A 14,139-nucleotide genomic window follows, 5' to 3' on the forward strand; every position below is an offset into this window, starting at 1 on the left:
CGAAAGATCGCAGCCTTCGGCAGCTCCTACAGGGGAACGCATTCCAAATGTAGGAGCTGCCGAAGGCTGCGATCTTTTTCGGTTTCAACCGTCACTCGCGGGATTCGGTACCCAACTCATCCCACACCGATTCCGCCAAATGAAACGTCGCATTCGCCGCCGGAATCCCGCAGTAAATCGCGCTCTGCATGATCACTTCCTTGATCTCGCCGCGGCTCACGCCATTATTAGCCGCCGCGCGCAAATGCAGTTTCAGTTCGCCTTCGCGGTTCATGCCGATCAGCATGGCGATCGTAATCAAACTGCGCGTGTGCCGAGGCAAGCCCGGACGCGTCCAGATATCGCCCCAGGCATGCCGGGTGATCATCTCCTGAAATTCCGAGTTGAACTCGGTCAGCGTGGTCAGGCTGCGATCGACATGCGCATCGCCCAACACCGCGCGGCGCACTTGCATGCCGTCGTCGTAACGTTGTTTCTCGTCCACGAAAATCCCCTTGTCAGGCGTTTAGAAACGCCAATACGCGATCACTGAAATCAGCACCGGCCTGCACGTTCGACAGGTGCGCCGCATAGAACTCGGCGTACTCGGCACCGCGCACGTGCTCCTGAATGAAGTGCCCACCGGCCGGCGGCGTCACCGCATCTTCGGTGCCGGCAATCACCAGCAACGGCACATTGATCGAAGCCAGTTGCTCGCGGAAATCGGCATCACGCACCGCCGCGCAGTTGGCCGCGTAACCCTCAGGCGAGGTGGCCGCGAGCATGTCGGTAATCTGCTTGGCTGCGGCCGGATGTGCAGCGGAAAAATCCGGGGTAAACCAGCGAGCAATCGATGCATCGCGCAGAGCAACCATCGCCGCCGCGCCGTCGCGCAGCACGGTTTCGATGCGCGGATTCCACACCGACGGATCACCGATTTTGGCTGCCGTGTTGCACACGATCAGCTTGTGCAGACGATGACCTGCATTGATCCCCAGCCACTGCCCGATCAGGCCGCCCATCGACAGCCCGCAGAAATGCGCGCGATCAATGTGCAACGCATCCAGCAAACCGAGTACGTCGTGACCGAGTTGCTCGATGCTGTACGGCCCCGGCGTAACCAGTGATTTGCCGTGACCACGGGTGTCGAAACGCAGCACGCGGAAATGCTCGGTGAACACCGGCATCTGCGCGTCCCACATGTGCAAATCAGTGCCCAGCGAGTTGGACAGCACCAGCACCGGTGCATCGACCGGGCCTTCTATTTGATAGTGCAGTTCGCCATCGGCGAGTTGAACGAAAGCCACAGCCCTCTCCTTTCAGACAGACAATGCGTTGTGTTCGGCCACCGCACGCTCAACCCAGGTTTTCGCCTGGCCGAGGTAATGGGCGGGGTTCAAAAGATGATCGAGTTCAGCGCTGCTCAACTCGGCGGTGACTTGCGGTTCGTCACCGAGCACTGCGCGTAAATGACGCTTCTCGGCCACCGCGCGTTTGCAGCATTGTTCGAGCAGATGATGCGCGGTGTCGCGGCCGACCCGTTGCGCGAGGACGATGCTCACCGCTTCGGCGAGCACCAGCCCTTGGGTCAATTCGAGATTGCGCGACATGCGTTCGGCGTCGACTTCCAGACCCTCAGCGAGCAATTTCGCCTGTTGCAGCGAACCGGAAACCAGGCAGCAGATTTCCGGCAAGGTTTCCCATTCGGCATGCCACAAACCGAGGCTGCGTTCGTGCTCCTGCGGCATCGCGCTGAACAGCGTCGAGACCAGACCCGGCACACGCGTCGCCGCACCGATCAGCACCGCTGCACCAACCGGATTGCGTTTGTGCGGCATGGTCGACGAACCGCCCTTGCCCGGCGCTGATGGCTCGAAAACCTCAGCGGCTTCGGTCTGCATCAACAGGCTGATGTCGCGGCCGAATTTGCCGAGGCTGCCGGCGATCAAACCGAGCACCGCGCCGAACTCCACCACGCGATCGCGTTGGGTGTGCCACGGTTGTTCGGGCAAGGTCAGTTGCAGTTCTTCGGCCAGCGCTTCGGCAATCGGCATCGCCTGCTCACCCAACGCCGCGAGCGTCCCCGAGGCGCCGCCAAATTGCAGCACCAGCAGACGCGGTTCGAGTTCGCGCAGACGCTGACGGCTGCGAGTCACGGCGCCCAGCCATCCGGCGATTTTCATGCCGAGGGTGACCGGCGTCGCATGTTGCAGCCAGGTACGTCCGGCCAGCGGCGTCGCTGCATGACGTTGCGCTTGGGTAGCGAGCGAATCGGCCAATTGCGCCAGATCGCTTTCAATCAGTTCCAGCGCCTGACGCAATTGCAGCACCAGCCCGGAATCCATCACGTCCTGACTGGTCGCGCCCAAATGCACATAACGCTCGGCTTCTGCATCGGTCGCGGCAATCTGTTTGCCCAACGCCTTGACCAGCGGAATCGCTGAATTGCCGGCCGTGGCAATCGCCTCGCCCAGCGCCGCGAAGTCATACAGACCAGCGTTGCAAGCCGCCGCAATCGGCGCCACCGCAGAGGCAGGAATCAACCCGACCCGCGCCTCGGCCCGGGCCAGCGCCGCTTCGAAGTCGAGCATCGCCTGCACGCGGCCCTGATCGCAGAACACCTCACGCATATCGCGGGCAGTGAAGTAGGCATCGAACAATTGATTGCCCGGTCGCTGAGTCATAAAAATCCTTGCCGGCGCGGGCCATCACGGCCCGCGCGCATCGGGTTAGAGATCGTGGTGCAAATACGCCGCTTGTTTCGGCAAGCGCAGACTGAACAGGAACGCGATCGCCATCATCGCCGTCACGTACCAGTAGAAGGAGTTTTCCATGCCGATGTTCTTCAGGCTCAGCGCGACGAATTCCGCCGAACCACCGAAGATCGCATTCGCCACCGCGTACGCCAGACCAACGCCGAGGGCGCGGACTTCCGGCGGGAACATTTCGGCTTTCACCAGGCCGCTGATCGAGGTGTAGAAACTGACGATCGCCAGTGCCACGGTGATCAGCACAAACGCAAGGAACGGGCTGCTGACGCTTTTCAGGCTCAACAGAATCGGCACGGTGAACAGCGTACCGAGCGCGCCGAACCAGAGCATCGAATTACGTCGACCGATCTTGTCGGCGAGCATGCCGAACAGCGGCTGCATGCACATATACAGAAACAGCGCGCCGGTCATGATGTAGCTGGCGGTCTTGGCGTGCATGCCGGCGGTGTTCACCAGGTATTTCTGCATGTACGTGGTGAAGGTGTAGAAAATCAGCGAGCCACCGGCGGTGTAACCGAGCACGGTGATGAACGCGGCTTTGTGATCGCGGAACAGCGCGCGGATGCTGCCGGCGTCTTTGTGTTCGCGGGTTTCCTTGTTGGTGGTTTCTTTCAGCGAGCGACGCAGGAACAGCGAAATCACCGCCGCAATTGCACCCACAACAAACGGAATCCGCCAGCCGTAAGCACGCAGATCTTCTTCGGTGAGGAACTGTTGCAGGATCACCACCAGCGACACCGCCAGCAGTTGCCCACCAATCAAGGTCACGTACTGGAACGAGGCGAAAAATCCGCGCTGGCCCTTGAGCGCAACTTCGCTCATGTAGGTCGCGGTGGCGCCGTATTCACCGCCGACCGACAGGCCTTGCAGCAGACGCGCGAACAGCAACAGGATCGGCGCCCAGACGCCAATGCTGTTGTAGGTCGGCAGGCAAGCGATCAGCAGCGAGCCAAAGCACATCATCAGAATCGAGATGAGCATGGATTTCTTGCGGCCGTGTTTGTCAGCGATCCGGCCGAAAATCCAGCCACCGATCGGACGCATCAGGAAGCCGGCAGCGAACACGCCAGCCGTGTTGACCAGTTGCACCGTCGGGTTATCGGAGGGGAAAAACGCCGGGGCGAAATAGATCGCGCAAAAGGCGTATACGTAGAAGTCGAACCATTCGACAAGGTTGCCGGACGAGGCGCCGACAATGGCAAAGATGCGCTTGCTGCGCTCTTCGCCGGTGTAATGGGAGGTGGTGGTTGTCATTGTTTTTCACTCGATAGGGACAGTGAGAGTCTAGACATACTTTGCAACAGTCCCGTTCCACAGTTCCATATGCAACACAGTTTTCACCTGTGGGAGCGGGCTTGCTCGCGAAAGCGGTGTGTCAGGTGATACATCTGTCGACTGACACTCCGCCTTCGCGAGCAAGCCCGCTCCCACAGGGGGGGGGGTGGTGATCTATTGATCGTTCCCACGCAGAGCGTGGGAACGATCATGTAGGAGCTGCCGCAGGCTGCGATCTTTTGATCTTAATAATCGAAGAACACCGTCTCGGCATCAGTGCCCTGCAAAATCACATTCCACTGGTAAACACCCGATTCATCCTTCTTCGCCAGCAAGGTCGTGCGGCGTTCAGCCGGCACACATTCGAGCAACGGATCATCAACGTTGGCCGGCTCGCCTTCAAAGTAGATCCGCGTCAGCAAATGCTTGACCAAGCCACGGGCAAACACCAACACCACCAGATGCGGCGCCTGGGTCGAACCCTTAAGCCCTTCAACCGTGCCCGGTTTGATCGTGGTAAAGCGAAAGCGCCCTTCAGCATCCACCGGCACGCGGCCAAAGCCTTCGAAGTTCGGGTCGAGCGCTTTGTCCTGCTCGTCTTCCGGGTGGTCGTACTTGCCGGCAGCATTCGCCTGCCAGACTTCGAGCATGGCGTCGTTGACGACATCGCCGTTGCCATCCACCACTTGCCCGGTGATCGCCACGCGCTCACCAAGGGTTTGTTCGACGGTGAGGTCTTCGCGGTTCAGCCAGGTCAGGCCGATGTGGTAATACGGCCCGACGGTGTGGGACGTGGTCGCAGTCAGCGTCATCTTATTTCTCCATCGGCGTGGCTTCACGCCCGCGCAGCACGATGTCCCAGCGATAACCGAGGGCGTAGGACGGAATGGTTTTTTCCAGATCGAAACTGGCGATCAGGCGTTCCTTGGCCGAAGTGTCCGGCACGCAGTTGTAGATCGGGTCGTAGGCCAGCAGCGGGTCACCCGGGAAATACATTTGCGTAACCAGGCGCGTAAGAATGCTCGGCCCGAACAGCGAGAAGTGAATGTGCGCCGGGCGCCAGGCGTTGTGGTGGTTGCCCCACGGATAGGCGCCAGGCTTGATGGTCTGGAACTGATACCAGCCGTCGGCGTCGGTCACGGTACGGCCGGTGCCGGTGAAGTTCGGATCCAGCGGCGCATCATGCACGTCGCGCTTGTGGTTATAGCGGCCAGCGGCGTTGGCCTGCCAGATTTCCACCAGAATCCCCGGCACCGGCAGACCGTTTTCGTCGAGCACGCGGCCGTGAATGATGATGCGCTCGCCCTGTGGCTCGCCTGCATGCTGGGCGGTCAGGTCGTTATCGGTGTCGCCTACACGTTCGGCGCCGATGGTCGGCCCGGTGATTTCCGACAGCGAGTGCGGCAGAAATACCAACGGTTTCGACGGCGAGCGCAGGTTGGTGGATTGATAGGTCGGGTGCAGGTACTCAGGCTGAGTGCCTTCCTGCGGACGACGGTAACCAGGCTTGTCAGACATGTCGCTTTCCTCTGTTCTTTTTCGTCACGGCTTGCGTCAGACGCGTTCGATGGCCAAAGCCAGACCTTGGCCGACACCGACGCACATGGTCGCCAGACCTTTCTTGCCACCGGTCTTTTCCAACTGATGCAGTGCGGTCAACACCAGACGCGCACCGCTCATGCCCAACGGGTGACCGAGAGCAATCGCACCGCCGTTCGGGTTGACCTGCGCGGCGTCATCCGCCAGACCCAATTCACGCAGCACCGCCAAGCCTTGGCTGGCGAATGCTTCATTGAGCTCGATCACGTCGAAATCGCTGACCGCTACGCCGAGGCGTTCGATCAATTTGCGCACCGCCGGCACCGGGCCGATGCCCATCACCCGAGGCGCCACGCCGGCGCTGGCCATGCCGAGCACTTTGGCGCGGGCGGTCAGGCCATGTTTTTTCACCGCTTCGGCAGAAGCCAGAATCAGCGCAGCGGCACCGTCGTTGACGCCGGAGGCATTGCCGGCGGTAACGGTTTTGTCCGGGCCGTTGACCGGTTTCAATTTTGTCAGCGCTTCAATCGTGGTGTCGGCGCGCGGATGTTCATCCTGGCTGACCACGGTTTCACCCTTCTTGTGGGCAATCCGCACTTCGACGATTTCTTCAGCGAAAAATCCTGCAGCCTGCGCGGCGGCGGTGCGTTGCTGACTGCGCAAGGCGAAAGCGTCCTGATCGGCGCGCGAGACTTTATAGTCGTCGGCGACGTTGTCAGCGGTCTGCGGCATCGCGTCGACGCCGTATTGCGCCTTCATCAGCGGGTTGATGAAACGCCAGCCGATGGTGGTGTCTTCCAGTTTCATGTTGCGCGAGAACGCCGCATCAGCCTTGCCCATCACGAACGGTGCGCGGGACATCGACTCGACGCCGCCGGCAATCGCCAGCTCCATCTCGCCGCTAGCGATGGCGCGGAATGCCGTGCCGATCGCGTCCATGCCCGAAGCGCACAGACGATTGAGGGTTACGCCCGGCACGCTTTCCGGCAGGCCGGCCAACAGCAGGGCCATGCGCGCAACGTTGCGGTTGTCTTCGCCAGCCTGGTTGGCGCAGCCGAGGAACACTTCGTCGATGGCGTTCCAGTCCACCGATGGATTGCGCTCCATCAGGGCCTTGATCGGCACGGCGGCCAGGTCATCAGCGCGAACGGCGGACAGTCCGCCGCCGAAACGGCCGATCGGCGTGCGAATCGCGTCGCAGATATAAACGTCACGCATCATGCTTCTCCCGGTGCCTGACCGTGGGCGGCGGCGGTGCGCGCTTCGAGATCGCGCAGCGCGGTCAGTTCGACGTCAGTCGGCTCCGCGGTGGTCTCAACGCTGTCGGCAAAACGAATCGCCCAACCGGTGGCCGCGACCACTTGCTCGCGGGTCACGCCCGGGTGCAGTGCGGTGACCACGAATTCGTGGGTGCCCTCTTCCGGCTCCATGATGCACAGGTCGGTGATGATCCCGACCGGGCCGGCGCCCGGCAGGCCCAGACGTTTGCGCGAATCGCCGCCCTCGCCGTGACCGACCGAGGTGATGAAGTCGAGCTTGTCGACAAACGAACGCGCCGACTGTTTAAGGATGATCAATACGCTTTTCGCCGAGCCGGCAATTTCCGGCGCGCCACCGGCACCCGGCAGGCGCACTTTCGGCGAGAAATAATCGCCGACCACGGTGGTGTTGATGTTGCCGAAACGGTCGACCTGCGCCGCACCGAGAAAACCGACGTCGATGCGCCCGCCCTGCAACCAATAGCGAAAAATCTCACCGGTCGGGACGACGGTGTCGGCGGTTTCCGCCAGTTCGCCGTCACCGATGGACAGCGGCAGCACGCTCGGCTTGGCGCCAATCGGGCCCGATTCGTAGATCAGCACCACGTCCGGCGACGAAGTCAGACGCGCGAGGTTGGCGGCTTTCGACGGCAGGCCGATACCGACGAAGCACACCGAGCCGTTCTTCAGGCGACGGGCCGCAGCGACGGTCAGCAAGACAAAGCTTCAGAAATTAAATAAGATGCCACCGAAGCAGCGGCCAACTTGGCCTGGAACTCGCTGAAGTCAGCGCAGCCATGGATGTATTCGTTGATCCACGCGGTAAACGTCTCACGGTCGCGGGCGATCGGATCCCACGCCTGATAGAAACGATTATCGCGCTCGTTGTAACCGTGGGCGTAGGACGGATGTGCACCGCCGGGTACATGGCAGACTGCGCTCAAGGCCCAGGTCGGCAACACGCAGGAGTTCATCGGTGCGTTGAGGTTGTCGACGATTTCTTCGACGGTAACGATGCAGCGCTTGGCGGCCAGCGCGGCTTCTTTCTGCACGCCGAGAATGCCCCACAGCAGCACGTTGCCTTGGCGGTCGGCTTTCTGAGCGTGGATCACGGTCACGTCCGGGCGCACCGACGGCACGGCCGCCAACACTTCACCGGTGAACGGGCAAGTCACGGTTTTGATCAGCGGATTGACCTTCGGCAGGTCGGAACCGGCGTAGGCACGCAGCACCGCGAACGGTAGGCCGGAAGCGCCGGCGACGTAGGCATTCGCCAGGTCGGCGTGGCTGTGCTCTTCGATCTCCAGCGGCTGCGGCCATTGCTTCTCGACCGCATCGCGCAGACGGTGCAGCGAACCCACGCCAGGGTTGCCGCCCCAAGAGAAAATCAGTTTGCGTGCGCAACCGGCGCCGATCAGTTGGTCGTAGATCAGGTCAGGCGTCATCCGCACCAGCGTCAGATCTTTCTTGCCCTGACGAATGATTTCATGACCTGCGGCCGTAGGGATCAAGTGAGTGAAGCCTTCGAGTGCGACGGTGTCGCCGTCGTTGACGAATTGCTTCACCGCGTCGTGCAGCGAAAGGATCTCAGCCATGGAGCGGGCTCCTGTTTTTGTAATGAATCGCCAGTGATAAAAAGGCGCGAGGTTCAGCGCCGGAGTCACTGCAGATTAAGCCTGGGAAAAGTGCCAAACAATCCGATAATCGACTGAGTGTTCGTTTATCGAACAGATTGTTGTTTGCCTAACAATCAAGAACAAAGGCTTCGCGAGCAAGCTCGCTCCCACATTTTGAAATGCATTCCAATGTGGGAGCGAGCTTGCTCGCGAAGGGGCCAGAACATTCAAAGGAGATTCTGACAGTAGTACTCAGGTGGCATCCGCATGACTCACCATGCCCTTGATCACCACCGCAGCCGTCGCCACCGCCGCCGGAATCACCAACGCCGTCAACACCTGCTCAAAATTCCAGCCCAAGCCCAACAACGTCGCGCCCATCCACGCCCCGAGAATCGCGCCAAAGCGGCCAATCCCCAGCATCCACGACACGCCGGTCGCCCGCCCCTGCGTCGGATAAAACCGCGCCGCCAGCGACGGCATTGCCGATTGCGCGCCGTTCACGCACATCCCCGCCACTAAAACCAAAGTCGCCAACAACGTAATGTTGCCCAGGCTCTGCCCCACCGCGTAGGCAAACACCCCGGCCAGCAGGTAGAAAATGCCGATAACCTTGTGCGGATTGAAGCGATCCATCGCCCATCCCACAGCGACCGCGCTCAATACCCCGCCGAATTGGAACAACGCACCGATGAACGCGGCTTGTTCCATGCTCGCGCCACTGTCGCGCATCAGCGTCGGTAGCCAACTGGTCAGCAGATAAACAATCACAAGGCCCATGAAGTAGGTCAGCCACAGCAGTAAGGTGCCGGTGCTGTAGGTGCCCGAGAAAATCACCGCGAACACATTGCGCGCCTTCACGGTTTTTTGTTCCGGCACGCTGAAACTGGAGGCTTGGGCGACGGTGACCGGATCGATCGGCGCCAGGGTTTTGCGCACTTTGTCGGTGCCACGGTTACGGACTACAAGGTAGCGCGCCGATTCCGGCAGCCAGAACAGCAGCACCACCGCGAGGATCAGCGGCAAAATCCCGCCGATCAGCAGCAGACTGTGCCAGCCGAACGCCGGAATCAGCTTGGCGGAAATAAACCCGCCACCGGCCATGCCGAGGTTGAAACCGCAAAACATGCTGGTCACCAGCAGCGACTTCTTGCGCTCCGGGGTGTACTCCGAGAGCAGCGTGGTGGCATTGGGCATCCCCGCGCCCAGACCGAGGCCGGTCAGGAAGCGCAGCACCAGCAGTTGTTCAACGTTAGTGCTGTAAGCCGACGCCAGGCTGAAGGCACCGAACAGAATCACGGCGCCGACGAGTACGACTTTTCGCCCGAAGCGGTCAGCCAAAGGGCCGGAACCCAGTGCGCCAAAGACCATGCCGATCAATGCGGCGCTCATCACCGGGCCGAGGCTGGCGCGGTCGATGCCCCAGTCCTGCGACAACGCCGGGGCAATGAAGCCCATCGCGGCGGTGTCGAGGCCATCGAGGAAGACAATCAGGAAACACAGGATCACCACCCGCCATTGATAGCGCGAGATCGGTTGGGCGTTGATGAAGGTCTGCACGTCGAGGCACTGACCCACAGCGGACTGAGGCTGGTTCATTATTTTTATCCACGCAAAAAACGCAGTCGAACGGTGGCCGGCCAGGGAGCGGCACAGCTACAAGAATAGAAGGTTGCAATCAGGCGTTGCGGTGAACCCGGCAACAGCGGTTGGAGCGGAGACAGTCGGGGAGCGTGCGCATGGTGAGTTGCCTCTTGTCATTATTATGGGAGTCGACAGTCCGGCGGGCTCATTCACAACAGCGCCGGATGACGCTGCCGCGACATTAATGATCCGGGGGTTTTAGCGTCAATTCGATAAACGCAACACTGTGCGTTTATCGAACAGCTTCATCAGGCAAACAACTGCGCGCTGAGGTCGCGGCTGGCGCTGAGCAGGCCCGGCAGAAAGCGCTGCTCAAGCTCGGTGCGACTGACGCGACCGGCGTGGGTGCTGACGTTGAGCGCCGCCACCACTTGGCCCGAAGCGTCGTAGACCGGTACGGCAATCGAGCGCAGGCCTTGTTCCAATTCCTGATCGACGATGCACCAACCTTGCTGCCGCACTTCCTGCAAACATTCGAGCAACGCGTCGGGGGTGTGGATCGTGCGGCTGGTTTTAGCCACCAGTTCAGCGTGGTCGAGGTATTCGCGCAAGGACGTGTCGTCCAGCGCTGCCAGCAGGATTCGGCCCATCGATGTGCAATACGCCGGCAGACGCCCGCCCACCGACAGGTCAACCGAGATCAGCCGCTGCGTGGTCGCCGAGCGGGCGATGTAAAGAATGTCGTCGCCCTCAAGCGTGGCCATGTTGCAGGCTTCGTGCAGTTGCTCGCTCATGCGGTCGAGGTATGGCTGCGCGGACACAGCCAGCGGCGTCGACGACAGATAAGCGTGGCCGAGGGTCAGCACTTTCGGCAGCAGAGAATAGGTGCGTCCGTCGGTGGTGGCGTAGCCGAGTTTGATCAACGTATGTAGGCAACGGCGCACCGCGGCGCGGGGAATTTCCGTGCGGTGGCTGATCTGCGCGATGGTCAGATGACGTTTGCGCTCCTGAAACGCCTGCACCACCGCCAGGCCACGGGCCAGCGACGTCATGAAATCCGGATCACCGGTCAACGCCTGAATGCGCTTGGCCGGCGAGGCGACGATCGGCGGCGCCACGGAAGTGAAGGAGTTGCGCATTTGATCGTTCATTTATTGTCCTTTTTACCCGACACGGATCAATGGCTATACAAACGGCTCGCGGGCAGATGCACAAGCGGCGGGCCATCAACATTGGGCGATTATCGAACCGTCGACCGATAATCGCAATCGCCCTCCTCTGCTGTGGCTTGCTATTTGAGACGCTTGTGCAACTTTGTCGGGGAACTCAATCAAGATTTAGTTGATCGACTAAATGGCGCCAAAAACAGATCGCGGCGAAGTAAACGTTTGCTTGCACTTCAACTACCCGAGAAAGTTGCGATTAACAAAACAATCACACATCCCGAACCGTTTTTAACTTGGCAACGATAGTCAATCCTGAATCGACCGCTATAATGCACCTCAGTGGCACCCGTTATTCATCGAGGTGGTCACCGGCTGAGGCGATGCCAATCGCTGCCAGCCCCGGCAAGCGCCTGACGCTCATGATTGATGTAACGCCAGCGCTCGCTGAAACAGGAACTGATGCTGCGTCCGTTTTAATCTGGTGTCGTAGCCGCCTGTAACATGGAAGTCTTGATCGCCCTGCCGATGACATCAATGCCTGTTCTGGCGTTGAGTTTTCGACGGGCCCGCTCAATCGACTCGTTGCAGTGCGATTCACCAGACACTTATCTCAACTCATACAGGTAGCACTGTGACGAAAGACGAACTGCGCGCGGAACTTGAGCGCCAGGAACAACGTTACAAGGATGTTTACGGCGGGGAAGTCACCACCTACGCCGCTCAACCAGAACCGGAACGCAAGGCATGGCGCAAACGCCCTACCGTTCAGGATCAGGTCTTCAAGCAAGAAATCGAAAAGATCGAAAAGGAACTCAAAGCCGAAGAGCCATGAGCCACGGTTTTTGAAGGCCTTGAGCATCCGTGTACGCACCGGTTACCCACGCGGCGCCGAGACGATGCCTTGCGCGCCCGCTACCCGCGGGCAGCGGCTGATTCTGCGTAGAGCCGGCTAAAGGACAGCTTCGGAAAGTTTCACAGATATTTCAGACAAGCGTTTGAGCCCTCCAAACGCGGGTAAAACGCTTGTTCCAAAAAGCCTTTTTATAGACAAATCAAAGGCTTGAAAAACCCTGCACGCCGCTTGGTTTTCATGTGCTGCAACAAATTAAATCGAAGAAGTGCGTTACCGATGAGCACTGAGGGCATCGATTTCCAGTCTTTTCTGGCATAATCGCGCCCCCTTACGACCGGGTCAGAAAACCTTCATGATCGATTTATTCAGCGGACTGGATGCTTGGGTGCTTGTGAGCCTCTTGCTCGCCCTGACGTTTGTCCTCGCCTTCGAGTTCATCAATGGATTTCATGACACCGCTAACGCGGTAGCCACTGTTATCTACACCAAAGCCATGCCGCCGCACCTGGCGGTGTTCTTTTCCGGTGTGTTCAATTTCCTCGGCGTGCTGCTGGGTGGCGTTGGCGTGGCGTATGCCATTGTCCACCTGCTGCCGGTTGAGCTGCTGATCAATGTGAACACCGGCCATGGCCTTGCGATGGTTTTCTCGTTGCTCGCAGCGGCAATCGCCTGGAACCTCGGCACCTGGTACTTCGGTATCCCGGCGTCCAGTTCCCACACCCTGATCGGCTCGATCCTCGGTGTTGGCCTGGCCAACGCGTTGATCAACGACATTCCGTTGGCCGACGGTGTTAACTGGCAGAAAGCGATCGACATCGGCGCTTCGCTGGTGTTCTCGCCGATGGCTGGCTTCCTGATTGCAGCGCTGATCCTGATCGGCCTGAAATGGTGGCGCCCGCTGTCGAAGATGCACAAGACGCCTGAACAGCGCCGCAAACTCGACGACAAAAAGCACCCGCCGTTCTGGAACCGTCTGGTCCTGGTGATCTCGGCCATGGCCGTGAGCTTCGTGCACGGTTCCAACGATGGCCAGAAAGGCATCGGCCTGATCATGCTGGTGTTGATCGGTATCGTGCCGGCGCAGTTCGTTCTCGACCTGAACAGCACCACTTACCAGATCGAACGCACCCGCGACGCTACCCTGCACCTGAGCCAGTTCTACCAGCGCAACGCCGATTCGCTGGGTGAATTCCTGGCCTTGGGCAAGAGCGTAGACGGCGACCTGCCGGAGAAATTCCGCTGCAACCCGCAGCAGACCGAACCGACCATCACCGCCCTGTTGCACACGCTTAAAGGTGTAGCGGACTACCATTCGTTGTCGTCGGATAGCCGCATCGAAGTGCGTCGCTACTTGCTGTGCCTGGACGATACCGCGAAGAAAGTCAGCAAGTTGCCGGTTCTGGATGCCCGTGAAAAGGCTGACCTCGACAAGTTGCGCAAAGACCTGACCACGACCACTGAATACGCGCCGTTCTGGGTGATTCTGGCGGTTGCACTGGCGCTGGGTCTGGGCACCATGGTTGGCTGGAAACGTGTGGTTCTGACCATTGGCGAGAAGATCGGCAAGCAGGGCATGACCTATTCGCAGGGTATGTCGGCGCAGATCACTACGGCGAGTTTGATTGGTTTGGCCAACATCTTCAGTTTGCCGGTGTCGACGACTCATGTGTTGTCTTCGGGTGTGGCGGGTACCATGGTCGCGAATAAGAGCGGCCTGCAAGGTGGGACTGTTCGCACTATTCTGTTGGCTTGGGTGTTGACCTTGCCGGCTACCGTGGCGTTGTCGGCTGGGTTGTTCTGGTTGGCTTCGAAGGCTTTGGGTAGTTGATAGATAGCTGTATATGAAGAAGGCGCGATTCTTCGGGATCGCGCCTTTTTTTTGGTTCGGGGGTTGGGGTTGGGATTGGGGGCATATCCGTTGCTGCGGTGATGGCTGCTGGCGGTTTCGCTCTTACAGCGAGTTACCTTTTCCAAACGCCGAAAAGGTAACCCAAAAGGCTTGGCCCCGGCGTACGGCACTTCGCTGAGGCTCAGTGTTCCCTCGCTACGGTGTCCATCCGGGGACATCGCCTACGGTTTGCTTCGCTGCACCTCCTC

General features: G+C 59.9%; 13 protein-coding genes. 2 read left to right on the plus strand and 11 right to left on the minus strand.

Annotation, left to right across the window (positions count from 1 at the left end):
- Window positions 1-91 precede the first annotated feature (91 nt).
- From pcaC to pcaR, 11 genes are all read right to left on the minus strand, one after another.
- The gene (pcaC, locus tag ACIOMO_RS18135) at window positions 92-484 is read right to left on the minus strand and encodes a 4-carboxymuconolactone decarboxylase (RefSeq protein ID WP_011332825.1); all 393 of its coding nucleotides are present in this window, start codon (window positions 482-484) and stop codon (window positions 92-94) included.
- A gap of 13 nt (window positions 485-497) precedes the next feature.
- The gene (gene pcaD, locus ACIOMO_RS18140; RefSeq protein WP_401242601.1) at window positions 498-1,286 is read right to left on the minus strand and encodes a 3-oxoadipate enol-lactonase; all 789 of its coding nucleotides are present in this window, start codon (window positions 1,284-1,286) and stop codon (window positions 498-500) included.
- Window positions 1,287-1,298: 12 nt separating this feature from the next.
- A complete protein-coding gene (locus ACIOMO_RS18145; RefSeq protein WP_401242604.1) occupies window positions 1,299-2,663 on the minus strand; it encodes a 3-carboxy-cis,cis-muconate cycloisomerase in 1,365 nt (454 codons plus the stop codon).
- Window positions 2,664-2,708: 45 nt separating this feature from the next.
- Window positions 2,709-4,004, minus strand: a complete 1,296-nt coding sequence (locus ACIOMO_RS18150; RefSeq protein WP_053117871.1) for an MFS family transporter — start codon at window positions 4,002-4,004, stop codon at window positions 2,709-2,711.
- Between the two features lie 266 nt (window positions 4,005-4,270).
- Window positions 4,271-4,837 (minus strand): protocatechuate 3,4-dioxygenase subunit alpha, encoded by a 567-nt coding sequence (gene pcaG, locus ACIOMO_RS18155; protein WP_008080091.1) that lies wholly within the window; start codon window positions 4,835-4,837, stop codon window positions 4,271-4,273.
- A gap of 1 nt (window position 4,838) precedes the next feature.
- Window positions 4,839-5,543: a protocatechuate 3,4-dioxygenase subunit beta gene (gene pcaH, locus ACIOMO_RS18160; protein ID WP_053117867.1), complete on the minus strand. Its 705-nt coding sequence runs from the start codon at window positions 5,541-5,543 to the stop codon at window positions 4,839-4,841.
- Window positions 5,544-5,579: 36 nt separating this feature from the next.
- The gene (gene pcaF / locus ACIOMO_RS18165) at window positions 5,580-6,785 is read right to left on the minus strand and encodes a 3-oxoadipyl-CoA thiolase (RefSeq protein WP_401242608.1); all 1,206 of its coding nucleotides are present in this window, start codon (window positions 6,783-6,785) and stop codon (window positions 5,580-5,582) included.
- Window positions 6,782-7,540: a CoA-transferase subunit beta gene (locus tag ACIOMO_RS18170; protein WP_401242611.1), complete on the minus strand. Its 759-nt coding sequence runs from the start codon at window positions 7,538-7,540 to the stop codon at window positions 6,782-6,784. Before ACIOMO_RS18170 ends, pcaF begins: the two co-directional genes overlap by 4 nt.
- Complete coding sequence (locus ACIOMO_RS18175; RefSeq protein ID WP_401242613.1) at window positions 7,534-8,418, minus strand: CoA transferase subunit A; 885 nt, start codon at window positions 8,416-8,418, stop codon at window positions 7,534-7,536. Before ACIOMO_RS18175 ends, ACIOMO_RS18170 begins: the two co-directional genes overlap by 7 nt.
- 273 nt (window positions 8,419-8,691) lie before the next feature.
- Complete coding sequence (locus ACIOMO_RS18180) at window positions 8,692-10,038, minus strand: MFS transporter (RefSeq protein WP_053117860.1); 1,347 nt, start codon at window positions 10,036-10,038, stop codon at window positions 8,692-8,694.
- 293 nt (window positions 10,039-10,331) lie between these two features.
- Window positions 10,332-11,174 (minus strand): pca regulon transcriptional regulator PcaR, encoded by an 843-nt coding sequence (gene pcaR, locus ACIOMO_RS18185; protein WP_007917109.1) that lies wholly within the window; start codon window positions 11,172-11,174, stop codon window positions 10,332-10,334.
- Between the two features lie 646 nt (window positions 11,175-11,820).
- Here pcaR and ACIOMO_RS18190 point away from each other — a divergent pair.
- Both ACIOMO_RS18190 and ACIOMO_RS18195 read left to right on the plus strand, forming a co-directional pair.
- On the plus strand, window positions 11,821-12,021 hold the full coding sequence (locus tag ACIOMO_RS18190; RefSeq protein WP_053117858.1) for a hypothetical protein: 201 nt from the start codon (window positions 11,821-11,823) through the stop codon (window positions 12,019-12,021).
- A 373-nt stretch (window positions 12,022-12,394) separates the two neighbouring features.
- Window positions 12,395-13,870 carry an inorganic phosphate transporter gene (locus ACIOMO_RS18195; RefSeq protein ID WP_212550611.1) on the plus strand — a complete coding sequence of 492 codons (1,476 nt, stop codon included), beginning with the start codon at window positions 12,395-12,397 and terminating at the stop codon, window positions 13,868-13,870.
- Window positions 13,871-14,139 lie beyond the last annotated feature (269 nt).

Origin of the sequence: Pseudomonas sp. NPDC087804, from assembly GCF_044742965.1 — a bacterium.
GTDB lineage: Bacteria > Pseudomonadota > Gammaproteobacteria > Pseudomonadales > Pseudomonadaceae > Aquipseudomonas > Aquipseudomonas rustica.